The organism is Streptomyces sp. Wb2n-11, assembly GCF_001049855.1.
In the GTDB taxonomy this organism is placed as follows: Bacteria; Actinomycetota; Actinomycetes; order Streptomycetales; family Streptomycetaceae; genus Streptomyces; species Streptomyces altiplanensis.
The window spans coordinates 5,227,043-5,249,884 of the sequence record NZ_CVPB01000001.1 but is presented as its reverse complement, the minus strand read 5'-3'; the positions used below and the strand labels follow the sequence as shown (position 1 = coordinate 5,249,884).

Annotated in this window: 20 protein-coding genes; 7 read left to right on the top strand and 13 right to left on the bottom strand. The window is 70.4% G+C overall.

Annotated elements, in window-relative coordinates; translation table 11 throughout:
* Positions 1 to 107: 107 nt before the first annotated feature.
* The 5 genes from BN1555_RS23885 to BN1555_RS23865 all read left to right on the top strand — a co-directional run bounded on the left by BN1555_RS23885 (position 108) and on the right by BN1555_RS23865 (position 6,081).
* On the top strand, positions 108 to 1,433 hold the full coding sequence (locus BN1555_RS23885) for a DUF2252 domain-containing protein (protein WP_093801294.1): 1,326 nt from the start codon (positions 108 to 110) through the stop codon (positions 1,431 to 1,433).
* A 60-nt stretch (positions 1,434 to 1,493) separates the two neighbouring features.
* Positions 1,494 to 2,192, top strand: coding sequence for a hypothetical protein (locus BN1555_RS23880; RefSeq protein ID WP_093801293.1), 699 nt, complete (start codon positions 1,494 to 1,496; stop codon positions 2,190 to 2,192).
* Positions 2,193 to 2,235: 43 nt separating this feature from the next.
* A complete protein-coding gene (locus BN1555_RS23875; protein ID WP_093801292.1) occupies positions 2,236 to 3,051 on the top strand; it encodes a DsbA family protein in 816 nt (271 codons plus the stop codon).
* 85 nt (positions 3,052 to 3,136) lie between these two features.
* On the top strand, positions 3,137 to 4,792 hold the full coding sequence (locus tag BN1555_RS23870; protein WP_093801291.1) for an alkaline phosphatase D family protein: 1,656 nt from the start codon (positions 3,137 to 3,139) through the stop codon (positions 4,790 to 4,792).
* Positions 4,793 to 5,076: 284 nt separating this feature from the next.
* On the top strand, positions 5,077 to 6,081 hold the full coding sequence (locus tag BN1555_RS23865) for a zinc metalloprotease (protein ID WP_255306139.1): 1,005 nt from the start codon (positions 5,077 to 5,079) through the stop codon (positions 6,079 to 6,081).
* A 121-nt stretch (positions 6,082 to 6,202) separates the two neighbouring features.
* Here the strand turns inward: BN1555_RS23865 and BN1555_RS23860 are convergent, their stop codons facing one another.
* Positions 6,203 to 6,772 carry a dienelactone hydrolase family protein gene (locus BN1555_RS23860; RefSeq protein WP_093801289.1) on the bottom strand — a complete coding sequence of 190 codons (570 nt, stop codon included), beginning with the start codon at positions 6,770 to 6,772 and terminating at the stop codon, positions 6,203 to 6,205.
* A gap of 30 nt (positions 6,773 to 6,802) precedes the next feature.
* Here BN1555_RS23860 and BN1555_RS23855 point away from each other — a divergent pair, with 30 nt between their 5' ends.
* Positions 6,803 to 7,894 carry a mechanosensitive ion channel family protein gene (locus BN1555_RS23855; protein WP_093801288.1) on the top strand — a complete coding sequence of 364 codons (1,092 nt, stop codon included), beginning with the start codon at positions 6,803 to 6,805 and terminating at the stop codon, positions 7,892 to 7,894.
* A 55-nt stretch (positions 7,895 to 7,949) separates the two neighbouring features.
* On the opposite strand, the gene BN1555_RS23850 is transcribed toward BN1555_RS23855, so the two are convergent.
* The 5 genes from BN1555_RS23850 to BN1555_RS23830 all read right to left on the bottom strand — a co-directional run bounded on the left by BN1555_RS23850 (position 7,950) and on the right by BN1555_RS23830 (position 12,625).
* Positions 7,950 to 9,536: a Na+/H+ antiporter gene (locus BN1555_RS23850; protein WP_093801287.1), complete on the bottom strand. Its 1,587-nt coding sequence runs from the start codon at positions 9,534 to 9,536 to the stop codon at positions 7,950 to 7,952.
* A 163-nt stretch (positions 9,537 to 9,699) separates the two neighbouring features.
* Entirely contained in the window at positions 9,700 to 10,170 is a 471-nt protein-coding gene (locus BN1555_RS23845; protein WP_255306138.1) for a GNAT family N-acetyltransferase, read from the bottom strand.
* Positions 10,171 to 10,181: 11 nt separating this feature from the next.
* The gene (locus tag BN1555_RS23840; protein ID WP_093801286.1) at positions 10,182 to 11,123 is read right to left on the bottom strand and encodes an RluA family pseudouridine synthase; all 942 of its coding nucleotides are present in this window, start codon (positions 11,121 to 11,123) and stop codon (positions 10,182 to 10,184) included.
* Positions 11,124 to 11,140: 17 nt separating this feature from the next.
* Complete coding sequence (gene lspA, locus BN1555_RS23835; protein WP_093801285.1) at positions 11,141 to 11,737, bottom strand: signal peptidase II; 597 nt, start codon at positions 11,735 to 11,737, stop codon at positions 11,141 to 11,143.
* Between the two features lie 111 nt (positions 11,738 to 11,848).
* Positions 11,849 to 12,625 carry a TraR/DksA family transcriptional regulator gene (locus BN1555_RS23830; protein ID WP_093801284.1) on the bottom strand — a complete coding sequence of 259 codons (777 nt, stop codon included), beginning with the start codon at positions 12,623 to 12,625 and terminating at the stop codon, positions 11,849 to 11,851.
* Positions 12,626 to 13,186: 561 nt separating this feature from the next.
* On the opposite strand from BN1555_RS23830, the gene ileS reads away from it, so the two are divergent.
* The gene (gene ileS / locus BN1555_RS23825; protein WP_093801283.1) at positions 13,187 to 16,324 is read left to right on the top strand and encodes an isoleucine--tRNA ligase; all 3,138 of its coding nucleotides are present in this window, start codon (positions 13,187 to 13,189) and stop codon (positions 16,322 to 16,324) included.
* 283 nt (positions 16,325 to 16,607) lie between these two features.
* Here ileS and BN1555_RS23820 read toward each other — a convergent pair whose 3' ends face one another.
* The 7 genes from BN1555_RS23820 to BN1555_RS23785 all read right to left on the bottom strand — a co-directional run bounded on the left by BN1555_RS23820 (position 16,608) and on the right by BN1555_RS23785 (position 22,814).
* Positions 16,608 to 17,873 carry a DivIVA domain-containing protein gene (locus BN1555_RS23820; protein WP_093801282.1) on the bottom strand — a complete coding sequence of 422 codons (1,266 nt, stop codon included), beginning with the start codon at positions 17,871 to 17,873 and terminating at the stop codon, positions 16,608 to 16,610.
* A gap of 49 nt (positions 17,874 to 17,922) precedes the next feature.
* Positions 17,923 to 18,219 carry a YggT family protein gene (locus BN1555_RS23815; RefSeq protein ID WP_093801281.1) on the bottom strand — a complete coding sequence of 99 codons (297 nt, stop codon included), beginning with the start codon at positions 18,217 to 18,219 and terminating at the stop codon, positions 17,923 to 17,925.
* 70 nt (positions 18,220 to 18,289) lie between these two features.
* Positions 18,290 to 18,907: a cell division protein SepF gene (locus tag BN1555_RS23810; RefSeq protein ID WP_093801280.1), complete on the bottom strand. Its 618-nt coding sequence runs from the start codon at positions 18,905 to 18,907 to the stop codon at positions 18,290 to 18,292.
* 124 nt (positions 18,908 to 19,031) lie between these two features.
* Positions 19,032 to 19,751, bottom strand: coding sequence for a YggS family pyridoxal phosphate-dependent enzyme (locus tag BN1555_RS23805; RefSeq protein ID WP_093803596.1), 720 nt, complete (start codon positions 19,749 to 19,751; stop codon positions 19,032 to 19,034).
* A complete protein-coding gene (gene pgeF / locus BN1555_RS23800) occupies positions 19,748 to 20,509 on the bottom strand; it encodes a peptidoglycan editing factor PgeF (protein ID WP_176710114.1) in 762 nt (253 codons plus the stop codon). Before pgeF ends, BN1555_RS23805 begins: the two co-directional genes overlap by 4 nt.
* On the bottom strand, positions 20,506 to 21,738 hold the full coding sequence (gene ftsZ / locus BN1555_RS23795) for a cell division protein FtsZ (RefSeq protein ID WP_093801278.1): 1,233 nt from the start codon (positions 21,736 to 21,738) through the stop codon (positions 20,506 to 20,508). Before ftsZ ends, pgeF begins: the two co-directional genes overlap by 4 nt.
* Before the next feature lie 272 nt (positions 21,739 to 22,010).
* The gene (locus BN1555_RS23785) at positions 22,011 to 22,814 is read right to left on the bottom strand and encodes a cell division protein FtsQ/DivIB (protein WP_093801277.1); all 804 of its coding nucleotides are present in this window, start codon (positions 22,812 to 22,814) and stop codon (positions 22,011 to 22,013) included.
* Positions 22,815 to 22,842: the final 28 nt, after the last annotated feature.

Here is a 22,842-nt window from a genome sequence, read left to right as displayed (position 1 = left end):
CGGCCCACTGACAACGAGCGGGCACTCACGGGTACGGTCGGGCGTTGGACACAGGGAAAACCCTGTCCTATTTGTCAAGAACGTCATGCACCAGGAGGCAACCGGCGATGTCGGTCCAGCAGACAGACGCCGCTCAGCGCGGCGAGCAGATCCTCGCCGTCTTCGACACCGCGTTCGGCAGACTTCTGGCCGCCGACCCGGCCGCCTTCCGGGTCAAGTTCCGCAAGATGGCCGCCTCCGCCTTCGCCTTCTACCGGGGCACGGCGTCCCTCTTCTACGCCGACCTGGAGCGCGAGCAGCACGGTGGCCCGTACCTGGACGAGCGCACCGGGCGGGTGTGGATCCACGGCGATCTGCACGCCGAGAACTTCGGCACGTACATGGACTCCCAGGGCCGCCTGATCTTCAACGTCAACGACTTCGACGAGGCGTACGTCGGCCCCTTCACCTGGGACCTCAAGCGCTTCGTCGCCTCCGTCGCGCTCATCGGCTACACCAAGGCCCTCGGCGACGAGCAGATCACCGAGCTGGTGCGGACGTACGCCGCCGCCTACCGCGAGCGCATCCGCGCCCTGGCCACCGGCGCCAAGAACGACGAGGTGCCGCCCTTCACGCTGGACACGGCCGAGGGCCCGCTGCTCGGCGCGCTGCGCTCCGCCCGCTCGCTGACCCGTTTCGGGCTGCTCGACTCGATGACCGAGATCCGCGACTTCGAACGCCGCTTCTCGTCGGACGGCGGCTCCATCGACCTCGACGCCGCCACCCGCTACAAGGTCCTGGCGGCCTTCGACGGCTACCTGGAGACGCTGCCCGAGTCCAGCCTGACCCGCCCCGACTCCTACCGCGTGAAGGACGTCGTCGGGCGGCGCGGCATCGGCATCGGATCGGCGGGCCTGCCCTCGTACAACATCCTGCTCGAAGGCAACAGCGACGCGCTGGAGAACGACGTCGTGATCTACATGAAGCAGGCGCAGACCCCTGCGGTCTCCCGGCACATCACCGACGGCGCCGTCCGCGACTACTTCCAGCACGAGGGCCACCGCACGGTGATCTCGCAGCGCGCCCTCCAGGCGCACGCGGACCCGTGGCTGGGCTGGACGGAGCTGGACGGGGCGGGGCAGCTGGTCGCGGAGGTGTCGCCGTACGCCGTGGACCTCGACTGGTCGGACATCGACGACCTGGACGAGATCGCCGCGGTCGTCGCCGACCTCGGCAGGGCCACCGCCACGATGCACGCGGCGGCGGACGACGAGAGCGGCCACTCGCTGGTGCCGTTCTCCACGGAGCGGGCGATCGACGCGGCGATCGCGGGCGACGAGGAGAACTTCGCAGACCTGCTGGTGGACTTCGCGCACTCCTACGGGGCGCGGGCGCGGGCCGACCACCAGATCTTCGTCGACCTGTTCCGCAACGGCCGGATCCCCGGCCTCTGACCGGCCGGCCGGCCGGGCTTTAGGGACCTCTTACGGGAAGCCGTGGCAAACTCACGTTCCATGGACGTATCCGGGACGCAGCTGAGGGCGGCGCGCGCGGCGCTTTTCACCGCGCTCGTCGTCACGCTCTCCGTCGCGTCCCACGTGCTGCTCTCCCGGGTCCCGCTGCCCCTGACCGCGGTGGCCGGGATCGCGGCCGGCGTGTTCGCCGTCGCGTACGCGCTGGCGGGCCGGGAGCGCGGCTTCGGCGCCATCGCCGGCCTGCTCGTCCCGCTGGAGCTGGCCGCCGACACCGTCTTCACCACCGGACAGCACCTCTGTTACGGACCGGCGGGCGGCCCGGTGACGGGCTCCCTGCGCTCCGTCGGATTCGACGTGCTGTGCGGCGGGGGCGCCGGCGCCGGCCTGGGTGCCCCGCTCGTACCGGCCTCGGGCTCCCGCGAGAGCGCCGCCGCCCTCCTCGGCTCCCCCGGCCCGGCCCTCCCCTGGCTGCTGCTCGCCGCCCACGTCACGGTGGGGCTGCTCGCCGCGGCCTGGCTGCGGCGCGGCGAGGCGGCGCTCGCCGGTCTGGTGGGGACCCTGGCCGCGTTCGCCTTCCGGCCGCTGCTGATCGCCACCGCCGTGACCGTCGCGGCCCACCGGCCCGTACGGCACACGGTGCGGCCCGCCCACCGGGTCCGTACCGCCTTCCACGGCCGTCTGTTCGCGTACTCCGTGGGACGGAGGGGACCGCCGCGCTCGGCACGCGTCTTCGCCTGAGCCCAGCAGCCCCTCCCCCTCTTCACCTACGGAGAACACGACCATGAGTGCACGCAACCACCAGGCCAACAAGGCGGCGGCCCGCGAGCGACTGCGCGCCGAGCGCGAGCGCCAGGCCAAGAAGGACAGGACGCGCCGTCAGGTGATCGTCGCCCTGTCGATCGTCGGCGTCCTCGCGGTGGCCGGCGGCATCAGTTACGCCGTCATGCAGGCGAACAAGCCCTCCCAGTGGGAGGCCGCCAAGAACGAGACGCAGGTCACCGCGCCCGCGAACACCGAGGGCAAGGACGGCACGAGCGTCGTCGTCGGCAAGAAGGACGCCAAGAAGACCCTGGAGCTGTACGAGGACGCGCGCTGCCCGATCTGCGCGACCTTCGAGCAGGCGAACGGCGAGACGATCGAGAAGGACGTCGCCGCCGGCAAGTACAGGCTCAAGTACGTCGGCGCCACCTTCCTCGACAACAGTGACAACGGCGAGGGCTCGAAGAACGCGCTGAGCGCGCTGGGCGCCGCGCTCGACGTCAGCCCCGAGGCGTTCCTGGAGTACAAGGGCGCGCTCTACTCCCAGAAGAACCACCCGGCGGAGCAGGACGACAAGTTCGCCGAGGACGACTACCTGATCAAGGTGGCCGACGAGGTGGACGCGCTCAAGGGCAACAAGGAGTTCCAGCGGAACGTGCAGGACGGCACCTTCGACGCCTGGGCGCTGAAGATGTCGGCCGTCTTCGACAAGAGCGGTGTGCAGGGCACCCCGACGCTCAAGATGGACGGCAAGAAGCTCACCGGGTCGGACGGCGAGAACACGCCCATGGCGCCGGAGGAGTTCAAGGCCGCGATCGACAAGGCCCTCAAGGCGTAGTCGCCGCACGGTATTTCACCCGAGGGTGGGCGAACGTTCTTGCGTTCGCCCGCCCTTGAGCCGTACTGATCAGTAATGTACGGCTGTGACCAGCCGATTCGTTTCATCTCCCAGTCGCCGTACGGTCGTCAGGGCCGCCGCCGCCACCGCCGTCGCCGTCCCCGTCGCCGCCGGTGCGAGTACCTCGGCCGCCGCCGACGCCACCGACGCACAGAGCCCCGCGTTCCTCCACGGAGTCGCCTCCGGTGACCCCTTGCCCGACGGCGTACTGCTGTGGACCCGGGTGACTCCCGTCCCCGGGGCCGCGCCGGGCTCCGGCAAGGGCCCCGACGTGGTGGTGCGCTGGGAAGTGGCCGAGGACAAGGGGTTCTCGGCGACCGTCGCCCGGGGTACGACGACCGCCGGGGCGGCGACCGACCACACCGTCAAGGTCGACGTAAGGGGCCTGCGCCCGGCCACCGCCTATTACTTCCGCTTCACCGCGGACGGCGCGGTGTCCCCCGCCGCCCGCACCAGGACCGCTCCCGCCGCCGACACCGCCACGCCCGGCGTGCGCTTCGGGGTGGTCTCCTGCGCCAACTGGGAGTCGGGTTACTTCGCGGCGTACCGGCATCTCGCCGCCCGCGCCGACCTGGACGCGGTCCTCCATCTCGGCGACTACCTCTACGAGTACGCCTCGGGCGGCTACCCGGCGCCCCCGTACACCGTGCGGCAGCACCAGCCGGCCCACGAGATCCTCACACTCGCCGACTACCGCGCCCGCCACGGCCACTACAAGACCGACGCCGACCTCCAGGCCCTGCACGCCGCACACCCGGTCATAGCCATCTGGGACGACCACGAGTTCGCCAACGACGCCTGGTCGGGCGGTGCGGAGAACCACACGCCGGGCGCGGAGGGCGAGTGGGCCGCGCGCGTGGCGGCCGCCAAGCAGGCGTACTTCGAGTGGATGCCGGTCCGCGCCTCCACCGAGGGCACCGTCTACCGCCGGCTGCGCTTCGGCAAGCTGGCCGATCTGCACCTGCTCGACCTGAGGTCGTTCCGCTCCCAGCAGGCGAAGACCGGCAGCGGCGCGGTGGACGCCCCGGAGCGCACGGTGACGGGCCGCGCCCAGCTGGACTGGCTCAAGGCGGGGCTCGCCTCCTCCGACGCCGTCTGGAAGCTGGTCGGTACGTCGGTGATGATCTCGCCGGTGGCCTTCGGCTCCGTACCGGCCCATCTGCTCGCGCCGCTGGCCGGCCTCCTCGGTCTGCCCGAGGAGGGGCTCGCGGTCAACGTCGACCAGTGGGACGGCTACACCGACGACCGCAAGGAGCTGATCGCCCACCTCCGGGACCGGGCGATCGGGAACACGGTCTTCCTGACCGGCGACATCCACATGGCGTGGGCCAACGACGTGCCGGTCAAGGCTGCGACGTACCCGCTGTCGGGGTCGGCGGCGACCGAGTTCGTGGTCACCTCGGTCTCCTCCGACAACCTCGACGACATCCTGCACGTCGCGCCGCAGACCGTCTCGCTGGTCGCGGCCTCGGCGGTCAGGGCCGCCAACCGCCATGTGAAGTGGCTGGACATGGACTCCCACGGCTACGGCGTCCTCGACGTCACGGACGAGCGCTCGCAGATGGACTACTACGTCGTCTCCGACAAGAGGCGGCAGGACGCGACAGCGCGGTGGACGCGCTCGTACCGCACCCTCAGCGGAACGCAGAAGGTCGAGCGGGTGAACCAGCCGGTCCGCTGACCGTCGAATTCCAGCCATCACGCGGCCTGTTACGGGCAGATCACGCCAGGAGGCGGGTGGTGTAAATCCGCCGTCCGAATGCGGACACACCACCCGCCTTGATAGCCCCAGGACTTACCCGCACATCTCAAAGTCTGGACCAGGCCGAAAGCTTTCGTCCTGTTGCCCTAATTGACCCGAGGATTGATTGGGCTTGATCGATCCTCATCAAGATCTGACATGCACACATAACCTCCGGGCAGCGGCGGGGAACCCACCCCCGCCCACCCCCGCGAGGAGTCAATATGCGTGCTCTTGCTCATATATCCCCCCTTCTGCGCAAGCGGTTCATCGGTGCGGCGGTGATGGCCGGAACCCTGGCCCTGTCCACCCTCTCCGCGCCCGCCGGGACCGCCGTCGCCAAGGCCCCCGCCAAGACCGCCGCCGAGAAGTGCGTCGAGGAGCCCCACACGAGCGCCGCCCGCAAGGCGCGCCCCTCCGGCGACCCGCACGCCCACGAGCCCAACGAGGTGACCGAGGCCAAGGCCAAGGCCATGGACGCGGACCTGCGCAAGAGACTCGACAAGCTGCGCACGTCGGGCACCACCGGCAAAAGCTTCTCCACCACCGCCGTGACCACCATCCCGGTGTACTTCCACGTCGTGCACAGCGGCGCCGCCGGCAAGCTCACGGCGACCGACATCAACAACCAGATGGCGGTTCTCAACTCGGCCTTCGGCGGCCAGGGCACCGGCAACGTCAACTCCAACTTCCAGTTCACGCTGGCCGGTACGGACTACACGGACAACGCCTCCTGGTACAACCTGGCGTCCGGCTCGACCGCCGAGAAGGAGATGAAGGCCGCCCTGCGCCAGGGCGGCGCCGGCGCGCTCAACTTCTACACCGCCAACCTCAGCGGCGGCCTGCTCGGCTGGGCGACCTTCCCGAGCTCGTACAGGTCCAACCCGACGATGGACGGCGTCGTCGTCCTCGACAGCTCGCTCCCGGGCGGCAGCGCCGCCAACTACAACGAGGGCGACACCGCCACCCACGAGGTCGGCCACTGGATGGGGCTCTACCACACCTTCCAGGGCGGCTGCAACGGCAACGGCGACTACGTCACCGACACCCCGGCCGAGAAGAGCGCCGCGTACCAGTGCCCGACCGGCCGTGACTCCTGCGCCAGCAAGACCGGCGTCGACCCGGTCCACAACTTCATGGACTACACGTACGACAACTGCATGTACCAGTTCACCGCGGGCCAGACCGCGCGGATGACCGACAACTGGACCGCCTACCGCGCCGGCTGACCACCCGGCCCCCTGCCCTGACACCGCGAGCGGGCCGGGGGCCGTCGGGAGCCCCCCAGGCGGCGCGCACCGGGCACGAAGTGCTCCCGGGACCGCCGAACCGTCCGTGCCCGCCGAACCGCTAGAGCGTCGCCAGAAACCCGGTCGCGACCTTCCACGTCTGCTGGGCGGCCGCCGCGTCGTGGTCCGGCAGGTCCGGGTCGGTGTAGAGGTGCCCGGCTCCGGGATAGCGGTAGATCTCCACATCCGCGCCGGTCCGCCGCATCCGCAGGTACCAGGCGTTCAGCCAGTCGTCCGACTCGAACGGGTCCGGGTCCGCGACATGCAGCTGCACGGGCAGGTCGGGCGCCGAAGCGTCGTCCGCGATGTCCGAGGTTCCGTGCAGAAGCAGCAGGCCACGGGCCTTCTCGTCGCCGAGCGCCAGGGTCTGCGCGACGGATCCGCCGAAGGAGAAACCGGCGTAGACCAGCCCCTTCTCGGAGTGCGGGGCGGCAGCGAGGACGGCGCGCCGCAGCAGCTCGTCCCGGCCGATGCCGTCCTTGACCGCCATCCCCTCCTCCACGGTCCCGGCGGTTTGGCCCTCGAAGAGGTCGGGCACGTGCACCTGGTGCCCGGCGGCACGAAGTCGCTCTGCTGCGGCGTGCACCGCCGGGCGCAGACCGTAGACGGAATGGAAAAGCATGATGTCCATCCCGCCATCCTCCCACTGAGCTTCGGAGTCATGGAGACCGTACTGCGCCCGCTGATCGTCATCGGTGGCTCGGTCGTGCTCACACTGGTCGTCGGCTGGGCCGCCGACCTGCTGCTGCGCCGCACCGACGCCCGTCACCACGAGACCCCTCTGTGGGGCCTGCTGCGCCGCTGCCGCGTGCCGCTGCAGGTCCTCATCCTGGCCGCCGTCCTGAGAGGGGCGTACGAGAAGACCCGCCTGGGCATCGTCCAGGACCACAGGGCCGGCATCGGCCAGGTTCTCTCCCTCGTGCTGATCGGCGCCAGTGCCTGGCTCGTGATCCGGATCGCCTCCGCCGTCGTGGAGTCGTCGTACGCCCGCTACGCGTCCACCACGCGCGATCCGGCCCGCGTACGGCGCGTCCGTACGCAGGTGACGCTGATCATGCGGATCGTGACCGCGGTCGTGGTCGTGGTGGCGGTCGGCGCGATGCTGATGACCTTCCCCGGCATGAAGGCGGTCGGCACGTCGATGCTCGCCTCGGCCGGAATCATCGGCATCGTCGCCGGTGTCGCGGCCCAGTCGACCCTCGGCAACCTCTTCGCCGGCTTCCAGATCGCCTTCGGCGACATGGTGCGCATAGGGGACACGGTGGTCGTGGACGGCGAGTGGGGTGTGGTGGAGGAGGTCACGCTCACCTTCCTCGCCGTACGGACCTGGGACGAGCGGCGGATCACCATGCCGGTGTCGTACTTCACCAGCAAGCCGTTCGAGAACTGGTCGCGCGGCGGGGCCCAGATGACCGGCACGGTCTTCTTCCACCTGGACCACAGCGCGCCGGTGGACCTGATGCGGGAAAAGCTCCGGGAGGTCCTCGGCACCTGCAAGGCGTGGGACGGCCGCGACTGGAGCCTGGCCGTCACCGACACGACGCCGAACACCATGGTGGTGCGGGCGGTGGTCACCGCCAAGGACGCGGACGACGTCTGGACGGTGCGGTGCACCGTGCGCGAGCAGCTGATCGGCTGGCTGAGCGAGAAGCATCCGTACGCCCTCCCCCGCATCGCCACCGCGCCGGCCGCCCAGCCCCCGAACGGCAAGCCGCAGGCCACGGACGAAAAGCCGCGCACCGGGCGGGGGTAGACCGCCGGCCGGGCCCGCCCGGCGATCGCGGCGGCCAGAGGCGCGGCCCCCTGCCCTACTTGAGGCCGCGCACGTCCAAGTGGTGCAGCACCCGGTCGACGACCTCCGGATCCGCCCCGGGCTCGTTGCGCGCGGAGAGCACCTCGTGGCGGGCGGCCGACATCATCTCCCGCTGGATCCGGTGCACCGACTTGATCCGCTCGACGCGCTGCGCGGACGCCTCGCGCCGCTCGTCGTCCACGATCTCGGGGCTGATCCTGGCCGCGATGTCGAACGCGCCCCGCTGCAGCCGGTCCAGGACGTCGTCCGGCAGGTCCTCGACCTCCTGGATCTCCCGGAGCCTGTGCCTGGCCGCCTTCGCCGCCCGTACCGCCAGGTCGTGTTCGAGCTCGCGCTCCGCTCCCGTGTCCGCGCGTACGCCGAGCCTGCGCACCAGCCACGGCAGGGTGAGCCCCTGGACGAGGAGGGTGGCCATGATGACGGAGAACGCGACGAACACGATCTCGTCCCGGGCCGGGAACGGCGAGCCGTCGTCCGTCGTGATCGGAATGGCCAGCGCCAGCGCGACCGACGCCACCCCCCGCATTCCCGACCACCACATGACGACGGTCTCGCGCCAGCTGACCGGGATGTCCTCGTCGTAGTCCCGCAGCGTGTGCAGCCGCTTGGCCAGCCAGGTCGCGGGGAGCAGCCACACCAGGCGTACGCCGACGACGACGCCGACGACCGCGGCGCCCCAGCCGAGCATCTCGCCCATGCGGCCGTCGGCCGTGCCGAAGACGTTGTGCAGTTCAAGGCCGATCAGCCCGAAGGCGACACCCGTGACCAGGGTGTCGACGATCTCCCAGAAGGTCTGTCCGGCGAGGCGGCCGAGTACGTCGTCGGCGTCGACGGCGTGCTCCGCGAGGTACAGCGCGATGACGAGCACGGCGAGCACGCCGGAGCCCTTGAACTCCTCCGCCAGCACGTAGGCGACGAAGGGCGCCAGCAGCGTGAGGCTGATCTGGAGGGTCGTGTCGCCGAGGAAGTCCATCAGCCTGTCGGTGACCCAGCCCAGCCCGAATCCGACGACGACGGCGACGAGCGCGGACAGGAAGAGCTCCCCGACCGCCGTCGGCCAGGAGAACGTCCCGCTCACCGCCGCCGCGACCGCCACGTGGTAGAGCACGATGGCCGTCACGTCGTTGAACAGCCCCTCGCCCTCCAGGATCGACACGAGCCGGCGCGGCAGTCCGAGCGACCCGGCGACGGCGGTCGCCGCGACCGGGTCGGGCGGGGCGACGAGCGCGCCGAGCGCGATGGCCGCGGCGATCGGCAGCCCCGGGACGACGGCGTGGGCGACCGCGGCCACCGCGGCGGTCGTGACGAAGACGAGCGCCACCGCCAGCAGCAGGATGGGCCGGATGTTCGCGGCGAACTGCCGCCAGGAGGTGCGCTGCACGGCGGCGTACAGCAGGGGCGGCAGGACCAGCGGCAGGATGTACTCGGGCGGGACCTCGACGTTCGGTACGACCGGCAGCAGCGCCAGGACGATCCCGGCGAGGGTCATCAGTACCGGCGCCGGCAGCCCCAGACGCTCCCCCAGCGGCACCGTGACGACGGCCCCCAGCAACAGCACGAACAACAGGGCCAATTGATCCACGGTGCACCATCCGGCGGCTCGAAACCTCGGCGATCAAGGCTTCAAGCGTGCCATGCGACGCGTCCCGGCCGGGCTGCTCCCCATGCCGTGCCCGCCGGATCCATCGGGCGCCACGCGACGCGCATGCCGTCCGGGGCCACGGCCCGGGTCTGCGGCGCGCGGTCTACAGCGCGCGCCTCATCGCCCGGTGCGCGATCCCCGCGTCCGGGAACTCGGGTCCGTACGCGACGTACCCGAGCCGCTCGTAGAAGCCGAGCGCGTGCGTCTGCGCGTGCAGGTCCACCGCGCTCAGACCGCGCTCCCCGGCCACGCGCTCGATCGCCCGCACCAGCGCCGCCCCGACGCCGAACCCGCGCGCCTCCCTGCTGACGGCCAGTCGGCCGAGGGAGCCGACCGTCGCGTCCCCGCCGGTCCTGCCGGCCGCGGCGGCGCCGTACAGCAGCCGCCCGGTGCCCAGCGGCAGCCCGTCACCGGTCACCGCCAGGACGTGCACCGCGTCTGCGTCGTACGCGTCGTACTCGATGTCGGCGGGCACCTCCTGCTCGACGACGAAGACCTGCTTGCGCACGGCGAAACAGGCCTCCATGTCGGCAGGCCCCTCCGCGATCCGGACCTCGTACGCAGGCACGCTCACCGGCTGCCCGCTCACTCGCTCTCGGCCCGGATCACGTCCAGCGCCTTCTGCAGGTCGGCGGGGTACTCGCTCCGGAACTCGACCCACTGCCCGTCCGACGGGTGCTCGAAGCCGAGCCGCACCGCGTGCAGCCACTGCCGCGTCAGGCCGAGCCGCTTGCCCATGGTCGGGTCGGCGCCGTAGGTCAGGTCGCCCACGCACGGGTGGCGGTGGGCGGACATGTGCACGCGGATCTGGTGGGTGCGGCCCGTCTCCAGCTTGATGTCGAGGAGCGACGCGGCCCTGAAGGCCTCGATCAGGTCGTAGTGCGTGACCGAGGGCTTGCCCTCGGCCGTCACGGCCCACTTGTAGTCGTGGTTCGGGTGGCGCCCGATCGGGGCGTCGATGGTGCCGCTCATCGGGTCCGGGTGGCCCTGGACCAGCGCGTGGTACTTCTTCTCGACGACCCGGTCCCGGAACTGCGCTTTGAGCAGCGTGTACGCCCGCTCCGACTTGGCCACGACCATGAGGCCCGAGGTGCCCACGTCGAGGCGGTGCACGATGCCCTGCCGCTCGGCCGCGCCCGACGTCGAGATCCGGTACCCGGCGGCGGCGAGGCCGCCGATCACGGTGGTGCCGGTCCAGCCGGGGCTGGGATGGGCGGCGACGCCGACCGGCTTGGCGATCACGACGATGTCGTCGTCGTCGTGCACGATCTCCATGCCCTCGACGGGCTCGGCGACGATCTGCACGGGGGCTGCGGCCTGCGGCATCTCCACCTCGAGCCAGGCCCCGCCGCGGACCCGCTCGGACTTCCCGACCACCGACCCGTCGACCTGAACCTTCCCGGCGGCGGCAAGCTCGGCCGCCTTCGTACGGGAGAACCCGAACATCCGGGAGATGGCGGCGTCGACGCGCTCGCCCTCGAGGCCATCGGGAACGGGCAGGGTGCGGAACTCGGGAATGGTACTCACCCGTCGAGTATGCCTTGTCAGTCCTTGTGAACGGTCCCGTCGGGGTCCAGCCCCCGGAACGACAGGATCACAATCAGGATGCCGCCGCACACGATCGCGGAGTCCGCGAGGTTGAAGACCGCGAAGTTCGCCGGGGCGATGAAGTCGACCACGGCTCCCTTGAAGACGCCGGGCGAGCGGAAGATCCGGTCGGTGAGATTGCCGAGCGCACCACCGAGCAGCAGGCCCAGCGCGATGGCCCAGGGCAGGCTGTAGAGCTTGCGCGCGAGCCGGGCGATCACCACGATCACGGAGGCCGCGATGATCGTGAAGATGACGGTGAAGGCCTCGCCGATGCCGAAGGCGGCGCCCGCGTTCCTGATCGCCTCGAACCTCAGCAGGTCGCCGATGACCTCGATCGGCTCGTGGTGCTCCAGCTTGGCCACCACGATCATCTTGCTGATCAGATCGAGCAGGTAGGCCACGAGTGCCACCGTGAACAGCACGGCGATCTTCCGCTTGCCCCTGCTCACGGGCTGCTCGGCCGGTGCCGCCTCGCCGGAGGGCCGCTCCGGCTCGGCTCCCCCGGTCTCAGGGGTATCCGGCATACCGATGATGCGCTCCGCCTCTGCCACGTGAGTCCTTCAACCTAGGTGCCTGACTGAGCACGAGGGTACGGCACACACGTACGGACGGCCTCGGGGACGGACTCGCCGGTGAGCCCGGGTTCCGGCTCCGGCTCCGGCTCAGTAGCGGCGCTCCTGCTTCTGCTTGTCCTCCACGCACAGCGTGGCGCGCGGGAACGCCTGCATGCGCGCCTTGCCGATCGGTTTGCCGCAGACCTCGCAGAGCCCGTACGTCCCGGCGTCCAGCCGCTCCAGGGCCCGCTCGGTCTGCTCCAGGCGCTCGCGGGCGCTGGCCGCCAGTGCCAGCTCGTACTCCCGGGAGATGTTCTTGGTGCCGGTGTCGGCCTGGTCGTCGCCGGCGCCGTCCCCGGAGTCCCGCATCAGTCCGGACACCGCCTCCTCCGAGGCGGTGATCTCCGCCCTGAGGTCGGAGACCTCCTTCTCCAGCTGGGCCCGCGCCCCGGCGACCTCGTCCGGGGTCCACGGGTCCTCCCCCGGCCTGACCGCGAGCTCGTCGGGGGCCGCCGTGCGGGACTTGGGAAGCGTCGTCGCCGTGGCCGCGACCGTCTTCTTGGCGGCCGTGGCCCTGCTCGTAGCCTTTTTCGCAACCACCGTCTTGGCTCCTGTCTCTTCCGCGGCCTGAGCCGCCCCCTTGGCCGCAGGAGCGGCCCTCTTCGCAGCCGCCTTCTCGGCAGGTGCCTTCTTGGCCGGTGCCGCCTTCTTCGCGGCGGTCTTCTTGGCGTCGGTCCTCTTGGCGTCGGTCTTCTTGGCGTCGGTCTTCTTGGCGTCGGTCTTGTTGGCGGCAGCCTTTTTGACAGCGGTCTTCTCCACGACGGGGTCCTTCCCCGCCGTGCCGGCCCCGTCTGCGCTCTGTGCGGCGGTCTTCTTAGCCACCATGGCCGCGGCCCCTTCACATATTGTGATTTTGCACGCGAATCGTTCTGGGACGATAAGTCGACTCCAGCCCCGCGGCAACGGGGCGCGCCGCCGGTTCGGCCGGCCGCGCGTCGGGCACGGCGAGCCTGCATCGGTTGTGCCCAGCTCTCCGCCCGGTAATCCGCCCCGGGGACGCGCACGGAGCCCGCGGAACCGCGTCTGGCCATCCGGGTGAGCGGCGCGCACTGCGCCGCCGCGCGAAACGGGGAGGCCGCCCGGCCGCGTGGCCCGTACACTGGGCGCAGCGAAAGGCCACGACGGGGACGAGTAGCGTCGTACGCAGCGAAGAGCGATCCGGGGACGGTGTGAGCCCGGCGGCGAGCGCGACGTGAAGCATCACCCCTGAGCCGCCGGAAGAAAGCTCTGAGCAGTGGGCCCGCCCACGGGCGCAGGGCCGGTAGAACCGGCATCGCTGCCCCAATGAGGGGGTCACGGGCGCCGCCCGTGGCCAAGGAGGGTGGTACCGCGGGAGCCCAGCGCTCTCGTCCCTCCGACGGAAGTCACAGTCCGCCGGAGGAATCGATGTCGCTGTACCGCCAGGTGCCCGCCCAGGTCGACCTGCCCGCGCTCGAGCACGCCGTGCTCGATTTCTGGCGCGAGAACAAGGTCTTCTCGAAGAGTCTCGAACAGTCCGAGGGGCGCCCCGAGTGGGTGTTCTACGAGGGCCCGCCCACCGCCAACGGCATGCCGGGCGCGCACCACATCGAGGCCCGCGTCTTCAAGGACGTCTTCCCGCGCTTCCGCACCATGCGCGGTTACCACGTCGCCCGCAAGGCCGGCTGGGACTGCCACGGCCTGCCGGTCGAGCTCGCCGTCGAGAAGGAACTGGGCTTCAACGGCAAGAAGGACATCGAGGCGTACGGCATCGCGGAGTTCAACGCGAAGTGCCGCGAATCGGTGACCCGCCACACCGACGCCTTCACCGAGCTCACGAACCGCATGGGCTACTGGGTCGACCTCGACGACGCGTACCGGACCATGGACCCGGCGTACGTCCAGTCCGTCTGGTGGTCGCTGAAGGAGATCTTCAACAAGGGCCTGCTGGTCCAGGACCACCGCGTCGCCCCCTGGTGCCCCCGCTGCGGCACCGGCCTGTCCGACCACGAGCTGGCGCAGGGGTACGAAACGGTCGTCGACCCCTCGGTCTTCGTCCGCTTCCCGCTGACCTCGGGCCCGCTCGCGGGCGAGGCGTCACTGGTGGTCTGGACGACGACCCCCTGGACCCTCGTCTCCAACACGGCGGTCGCCGCGCACCCCGACGTCACCTACGTCGTGGCGACGAACGGCGAGGAGAAGCTGGTCGTGGCCCAGCCCCTCCTGGAGAAGTCCCTCGGCGAGGGCTGGGAGGCGACCGGCCAGAGCTTCACCGGCGCCGAGATGGAGCGCTGGACGTACGAGCGCCCCTTCGCGCTGGTCGAGTTCCCTTCCGCAGCGCACTACGTCGTCAACGCCGACTACGTCACCACCGAGGACGGCACGGGTCTGGTCCACCAGGCCCCCGCCTTCGGTGAGGACGACCTCAAGACCTGCCGCGGGTACGGTCTCCCGGTCGTGAACCCGGTCCTGCCCGACGGCACCTTCGAGCCGGAACTCGGCCTGGTCGGCGGTCAGTTCTTCAAGAAGGCCGACGAGGCCCTCACCGAGGACCTGGACCGCCGCGGCCTGCTCTTCCGCCACACCCCCTACGAGCACAGCTACCCGCACTGCTGGCGCTGCCACACCGCGCTCCTCTACTACGCGCAGCCGTCCTGGTACATCAGGACCACCGCGGTCAAGGACGCGCTGCTGCGCGAGAACGAGCAGACCAACTGGTTCCCCGAGTCGGTGAAGCAGGGCCGCTTCGGCGACTGGCTGAACAACAACATCGACTGGGCCCTGTCCCGCAACCGCTACTGGGGCACCCCGCTGCCCATCTGGCGCTGCGAGGACGACCACCTCACGTGCGTCGGCTCGCTCGCCGAGCTCTCCGAGCTCACCGGCACCGACCAGTCGTCCCTGGACCCGCACCGCCCGTACATCGACGCGGTGACCTTCCCCTGCCCGGCCTGCGACCGAACCGCGACGCGCGTCCCCGAGGTCATCGACGCCTGGTACGACTCGGGCTCGATGCCGTTCGCGCAGTGGGGCTACCCGTACCAGAACAAGGAGCTCTTCGAGAAGCGCTACCCGGCGCAGTTCATCTCGGAGGCCATCGACCAGACCCGCGGCTGGTTCTACACGCTGATGGCCGTCGGCACGCTGGTCTTCGACAAATCGTCGTACGAGAACGTGGTCTGCCTGGGCCACATCCTCGCCGAGGACGGCCGGAAGATGTCCAAGCACCTGGGCAACATCCTCCAGCCCATCCCGCTCATGGACCAGCACGGCGCCGACGCGGTCCGCTGGTTCATGGCGGCCGGCGGCTCCCCCTGGGCGGCCCGCCGGGTCGGCCACAGCACGATCCAGGAGGTCGTCCGCAAGACCCTCCTCACGTACTGGAACACGGTCGCCTTCCAGGCCCTGTACGCCCGTACGTCGAACTGGGCCCCGTCCGCGGCCGACCCGGCCCCCGTGGACCGCCCGGTGCTGGACCGCTGGCTCCTGTCCGAGCTCCACGCGCTGACCGACCAGGTCACGCAGGCCCTGGAGTCGTACGACACCCAGCGGGCCGGCAAGCTCCTGTCCGCCTTCGTCGACGACCTCTCGAACTGGTACGTACGCCGCTCGCGCCGCCGCTTCTGGCAGGGCGACAAGGCGGCGCTGCGCACCCTGCACGACGTGATCGAGACGGTCACCCGCCTCATGGCCCCCCTGACCCCCTTCATCACCGAGCGGGTCTGGCAGGACATGATCGTCCCGGTCACCCGGGACGCCCCGGAGTCGGTGCACCTCTCCACCTGGCCCGAGCCCGACCTGGCCTCGATCGACCCGACGCTGTCCCAGCAGATGACGCTGGTGCGCCGCCTGGTCGAGCTGGGGCGCGCGACGCGCGCCGAGTCGGGGGTCAAGACCCGGCAGCCCCTGTCCCGCGCCCTCGTCGCGGCCTCCGGCTTCGACTCCCTCACCCCCGAGCTCCAGGCCCAGATCACCGAGGAACTGAACGTCTCCTCCCTCGCCTCGCTCTCCGAGGTGGGCGGCTCGCTCGTCGACACGACCGCCAAGGCGAACTTCCGCGCCCTCGGCAAGCGCTTCGGCAAGGGCGTGCAGGCGGTGGCCAAGGCCGTGGCGGAGGCGGACGCGGCAGCTCTGTCCCTGGCCCTGCGCGAGGGCACGGCAACGGTCGCGGTGGACGGCGAAGAGGTGTCCCTCTCCCCCGACGAGGTGATCATCACCGAGACCCCGCGCGAGGGCTGGTCGGTGGCCTCCGACTCGGGCGCCACGGTCGCCCTGGACCTGGAGATCACCCCCGAACTGCGCCGCGCGGGCCTGGCCCGTGACGCGATCCGCCTGATCCAGGAGGCCCGCAAGAACAGCGGCCTGGACGTCGCGGACCGTATCGCCGTGCGCTGGACCGCCGCCTCCCCGGAGACGGAGGAGGCGCTCACCGAGCACGCCGCGCTCATCGCGGACGAGGTCCTGGCGCTGGACTTCGCCGCGACGGAAGCGGATGAGACGTACGGCGCCCCGTTCACCGACGAGGGGCTGTCCCTGACCTTCCGCCTCCGCAAGACCGAGGCGTAACGCCGCCCGGCACCCGGGCCCGGCCGACTCTCGTCGGCCGGGCCTTCGTGTTTCCCCAGTCCCCGGGCGGATTGGAAGATCCAGCCCGCCCGGTGCCCGAGGGCCGGGGTCCGGCGCGGAGTCCCGGTTACGGGAGGGGTCGGGAACAAGTCCGCCGCAGGCGCCGGGCCCGTACCCGCATCCGCACCGCGCGTACGCAAAAAAGGGCCGGGCCCCGGGGAGAAATCCCCGGGGCCCGGCCCTCAGCCTGCCGACGGCTACGCGCTCAGCGCGCGCACGGCCGTCAGTTGTCGTCCTCGTCGATGAGGAATCCGCGCATCGGTGACGGAGCCTGCTGCATCGGCTGCGGCGCCTGCGGCCGCACAGGCGCCATCGGCTGGGTCATCGCCGGCGACATCTGCTGCTGGCCTCCGTACGACGGACCGTTGGAGGACGGGCCACCGTGGCCGCCCATCGACGGGTTGCCTCCCATGCCGTGTCCCATGCCACCCGAACCGGCCGATGCCATCGAACCGCTCATCTGCGGAGCCGGCGGCAGCGAAGCGGTCGCCGGGGTCCGCGGCGGGGCCAGCGAGTCGTCGGCCTGGGTCTCCAGCTGACGCAGCTGGCTCTCCAGGTAGGACTTCAGCCTGGTGCGGTACTCGCGCTCGAAGCCACGCAGGTCCTCGACCTTGCGCTCCAGCGTGGCGCGGGCGGACTCCAGCGAGCCCATCGCCACGCGGTGCTTCTCCTGCGCGTCCCGCTCCAGCGCGTCGGCCTTCGCACGGGCGTCCCGCTCCAGACCCTCGGCACGGCTGCGCGCCTCGCCGACGATCTTGTTGGCCTCGGAACGGGCCTCCGCGATCGCCTGGTCGGCAGTCTGCTGCGCCAGCGAGAGCACACGTGCGGCGCTGTCACCGCCGGGGCCCTGACCGGGCTGCGGGAGCTGCGGGCCGTGGCCGCCCATGGGGCCGCCCATCGGGCCGCCCATCGGGTTCTGGCCCATCTGGCCCTGGCCCATCTGGCCCTGGCCCATCTGACCCTGGCCCATGGGACCCTGCCCCATCTGACCCTGGCCCATCTGACCCTGGCCCATCTGACCCTGGCCCATCGGGCCGGGACCGTGCTGGCCCTGGCCCATCGGGCCGGGACCGTGCTGGCCCTGGCCGTGCTGCTGGCCCGGGCCGAGCTGGCCCTGTCCGTGCTGGCCCTGCTGTCCGTGACCACTGGGGCCCGCGGGCAGCTGCGGAGCACCACCCGGCAGCTGGGGCGGGCCCATCTGCGGCGGCTGCTGCTGGACCGGCGGACCAGATATGGCGGCGGGCACGGGCGCGCCGGGGCGATCCTGCTGCTCCGGCGGCTTGCGCATACCCTGCTGCTGCTGGTTCTGCGCGGCGGCACGCGTCGCGGCGGCCAGCTTCGCGCGCAGGTCCTCGTTCTCGCGGAGCAGGCGTGTCAGTTCAGCTTCGACCTCGTCGAGGAAGGCATCGACCTCGTCCTCGTCATAGCCTTCTCGGAGACGGACGGTCGTGAACTGCTTGTTCCGCACGTCCTCGGGGGTCAACGGCATCTCTTCTTCACCTCTACGTAGTCGTCGGCAGTCGGCAGGACCGTATCGCTCACATCCGGCTCGCAAAGTTGTTCACGAGGCTGATCAGGATGTAGACGATGATCATCAGAACGAAGAAGGACAGGTCGAGTGCCACGCCCCCGAGACGCAGCGGCGGAATGAACCGCCGCAAAAGCTTGAGCGGTGGATCGGTGACAGTGTAGGTGGCCTCCAGGACGACCACCATCGCCTTGCCGGGTTCCCATGAGCGTGCGAACTGGAAGACGTAGTCCATGACCAACCGGAAGATCAGCACGATGAGGAAACACATCAGCGCGATGTAGATCACGTCCAGTGCGATACCCATCTCGCGCTTCCCTCTCCCCGTGCTCTCGTGGATCCGGCCTGCCGGCCGGGGTTGTTCCCGGTGCCTTGTCTCAGCTCTGGTTGAAGAAACCGCCCTCTGCGATACGGGCTTTGTCCTCCGCCGTGACATCGACGTTAGCAGGCGACAACAGGAACACCTTCTGCGTCACTCGTTCAATGCTGCCATGCAGGCCGAAGACGAGTCCCGCCGCAAAGTCGACAAGTCGCTTCGCGTCCGTGTCGTCCATCTCGGTCAGGTTCATGATCACCGGAGTGCCCTCGCGGAAGTGTTCCCCGATGGTACGGGCCTCGTTGTAGGTCCGCGGGTGCAGCGTGGTGATGCGGTAGGGCTCCCGCTCGGACACGACCTTGGGCATGATCACCGGTGCGTTCTTCTCCAGGTTCGGACGTTCAGGTGTGATGGATGCCACGGGGGCGATACGTGCCGGTCGCCCGACTTCTGCGGGAAGCGGGGTGACGTGGGGCACCGGCTCACGCTGGGCGGGCGGCTGCACCGCACGCACGGGCTCTTCGTGCCGCTCCTGATGCGGGGGCTGGTGCCGACGGTGCTCCCGCTCCGGCTCCGGCTCGGGCTCGAAATCGTCATCGGGATCGAAACCCCGGCCGTCATACCCATCGTCCTCCACGAGGCCGAGGTAGACCGCCATCTTGCGCATCGCGCCGGCCATTCTCTGAGTCCTCCGCTCTGTGGTGGATCGGCATCGTTACCAAGTGCCCGCGATCCACTCGGTCTGCCCACCTCACAGTGGGAATGACCATATTTTCTGCTGTGGTCCGACCTGCTTCGCGACGTTACCCGAGCCCGGGTCGGACTCCGAGCACCGCAGTACCGACGCGTACATGTGTCGCTCCGGCGGCCACCGCGTGCTCAAGGTCCGCACTCATCCCTGCCGAGACCATGTTCGCAGCAGGGTGAGCCACGCGCAGGCTGGATGAGAATTCCATCAGCCGCTCGAACGCCGCCCGTTGGCGCCCCGCGTACGGTCCCGCGAGCGGCGCGACGGTCATCAGCCCCTTGAGCCTGAGACCCGGTGCGCCGGCCACCTTCGCGGCCAACTCCTCGATGCCGTCGGGCGCGACACCACCGCGCTCCCCCCGCTCGCCCGACTCCGCGTCGAGGGCGACCTGAAGGAGGCAGTCCAGCTCGCGCCCGGCCCGTACCGCTCCGGCCGAGAGCGCCGTGACGAGCTTCGCCCGGTCGACGGACTGCACCACATCGGCATAACTGGCCACAGAACGGGCCTTGTTTGTCTGAAGTTGCCCAACAAAGTGCCAGTTGAGCGACAGATCTGCGCACGCGGCCGCCTTGGGCGCCGCGTCCTGGTCCTTGTTCTCCGCGACATGGCGCACGCCGAGTTCGGCGAGCAGGCGCACATCGCCGGCCGGGTACGTCTTGGTGACCACGATCAGGGTCACCTCTTCACGCTCCCGCCCCGCGGTCGCACAGGCGGCGGCGATCCGCTCCTCCACCTGCGCCAGGTTCGCGGCGAGTTGTTCCTTGCGGTCCGTCATGCCCATCCGTCCAGCCAGACATATCCGGCGAGCCGCCCCGTGGTGCGGTCGCGGCGGTAGGAGAAGTGGTCGCCCGACTCCAGCGTGCAGACCGGCGACCGCCACCGGTCGCGTACGCCGAGCGCTTCGAGCTGGGCGTGCACTCCGGCGCTCACGTCGACGGCCGGTGTTCCCCAGCTGGTCTGCGACCATGCCTCGGGCACGGCCTGCGCCACCCCGGCCCGCATCTCCTCCGGGACTTCGTAGCAGCGCCCGCAGACGGCGGGCCCCGTACGCGCGGTGATACGGGAAGGATCGGCGCCCAGTGCGATCATCGCCTCGACCGCGGCCGGGACGACCCCCGCGACCATGCCGGGGCGTCCGGCGTGAGCGGCGGCCGCGACACCGGCGACGGGGTCGGCCAGCAGGACGGGCGTGCAGTCCGCGGTGAGTACGGCGAGGGCGAGGCCGCGACGGGCGGTCACGATCGCGTCGACCGCCGGAACGGCCCGGTCCTTCCCGGCGCTCGCGCCGCCCCACGGTCCCTCGACCACGGCCACATCGCGTCCGTGCACCTGGTTCATCCAGACGACCAGGTCCGGGTCGAGGCCGAGCGACGTGGCGACGAGCTCCCGGTTGCCGCGCACGGCGGCGGGGTCGTCGCCGACCGCACCGCCGAGATTGAGCTGGTCGTACGGAACGGCGCTCACGCCGCCCCACCTGTCGGTGAAGGCGAAGTGCGCGCCGTTCTCGTGTATCGCGTCGGGCTGCACTGTCACTTCAAGAAGTCCGGAACATCCAGCTCTTCCGCCTGGCTGTCCTGGTAGGGACGGGCCGGCGGTACGTGCGCCGGCGAGGCCGGCGTGCTCGGGAGCTCGACCGCCGGGGCGGCCTCGGCCTGGGACTGGGCCGGAGCCGGCTCGTCGCGCTCGCGCGGAGGAACGGTGCCGATGCCGCCGACGGGCCGCGAGGGCTCGGCGGGCCGGGACGGCGCGGACTCCTCGCGCTTGGCGCCCGAGCCGGTGCCGACGCCGAGCACGTTCTCGCGGCGGGCCGGCGGCTGTCCGCCGTCGAAGCCCGCGGCGATGACGGTGACCCGCACCTCGTCGCCCAGCGCATCGTCGATGACCGCGCCGAAGATGATGTTGGCCTCGGGGTGGGCGGCCTCGCTCACCAGCTGCGCGGCCTCGTTGATCTCGAAGAGACCGAGGTCACTGCCGCCGGAGATGGAGAGCAGCACGCCGCGGGCGCCGTCGATGGACGCCTCCAGGAGCGGCGAGGAGATCGCCATCTCCGCGGCGGCCACCGCGCGGTCGTCGCCGCGCGCCGAACCGATGCCCATGAGCGCCGAACCGGCCTCGGACATGACCGACTTGACGTCGGCGAAGTCGAGGTTGATCAGGCCGGGGGTGGTGATGAGGTCGGTGATGCCCTGGACGCCGGAGAGCAGTACCTGGTCGGCGGACTTGAACGCGTCCAGCACGCTGACCTGGCGGTCCGAGATGGACAGCAGCCGGTCGTTGGGAATGACGATGAGGGTGTCGACCTCTTCGCGGAGTTCGGCGATGCCGTCCTCCGCCTGGTTCGCGCGACGCCGGCCCTCGAAGGTGAACGGGCGGGTGACCACACCGATCGTGAGGGCGCCGAGCGAGCGCGCGATGTTGGCGACGACAGGTGCGCCACCGGTTCCGGTGCCACCGCCTTCGCCTGCGGTGACGAAGACCATGTCGGCCCCCTTGAGGACCTCCTCGATCTCCTCGCGGTGGTCCTCTGCCGCCTTGCGGCCGACTGCCGGGTTGGCTCCGGCGCCGAGGCCGCGGGTCAGTTCACGTCCGACGTCGAGCTTGACGTCGGCGTCGCTCATCAACAGGGCTTGCGCGTCAGTGTTGATCGCGATGAACTCGACGCCCTTGAGACCGACCTCGATCATTCGGTTGATGGCATTGACACCACCGCCGCCGACACCGATGACCTTGATGACTGCGAGGTAGTTCTGCGGTGCTGCCACGTCGAAGGCCTCTCGCCTCGAGTTACGTGCCGCCGCGGAGTTGCAGCGCCGCGACGACTGATGCCGATTGGGACGGTCCGAACGCCGACCCGAACCCTAACCTTGAAGTTTAGGGTTACCAGTGTGTCTGTTCTTTGGACTCTCCGAACAGGACACTAAGTCGACAAGTGGCGCGCGTTCAACGAACACGCCGAACCTCCCGTTTTTCTTTTCACCCTATGTGATCACCCATATCGCTGGCCAACCAGGGTGCTGGCCAGGGCGTATGGCCGTCAACTGCCCGACGCGGCCGGGGCCGTGGGCGCACTCACATTGAAGCGCCCGGCCTCCGGCGCCGCTTTCATGAGGGCCTTCAGCGTGCGCGCCTTCGCCGCGCCCTGTTCGGCGCTGCCCCAGACGACAGTACGGTCCCCGGCCAGCTTCAGGGTGATGGAGTCGTACGAGCCGGCCTGGACGGCCAGCGTGTCACGGGCGACGGACTCCGGCAGGTCCCCCATGACCTGGACCGCCTCGCTCAGCAGCCGGTCCGCGCCGAAGCGTCGCAGGCTCGGGGACCGGCCGGACGCCAGTTCCAGCAGCGGCACGCCCTCGGGCGCCTTGGCGACCGTGGCGAACCGCACACTCTCATCGTCCACTTCGACGAACTTTGTGCCCTTTTCGATGAGCAGCACCGGCTTTCTCTCGGTCACTTTCAGACCGATCCCGTGCGGCCAGGAACGAATGACTTCCACCGAGTCGATACGGGGCAATTTCCGGCGCAGCCGGTCCTCAATGGCGTCCGTGTCGACCGAAATCAGTGGCGCTCCGACCGGGACGGCCGCAGCCGCGAGCACCTCATCAGGCGTCAGGACCTGGGTGCCCGACGGCTCCACCCGCTCCACGCGCAGCCAGGAAGAGCCGTAGAGCACCCAGATCCCGCCCGCGGTGAGCATCACCGCCAGGACCAGCGACAGGATCAGGACGCCCCGGCCGGGCAGCCGGAACCGGCCGCCCGACGGGCCGCCGTGCGGCGGGCGGGCCGCCGACGACCCCTGCGCCTGTCGTGCACCGCGCTGGGCGGTCGTCGGTCCGGCCACTCCCTGTCGCCTCCTGGACTCCTGCGCC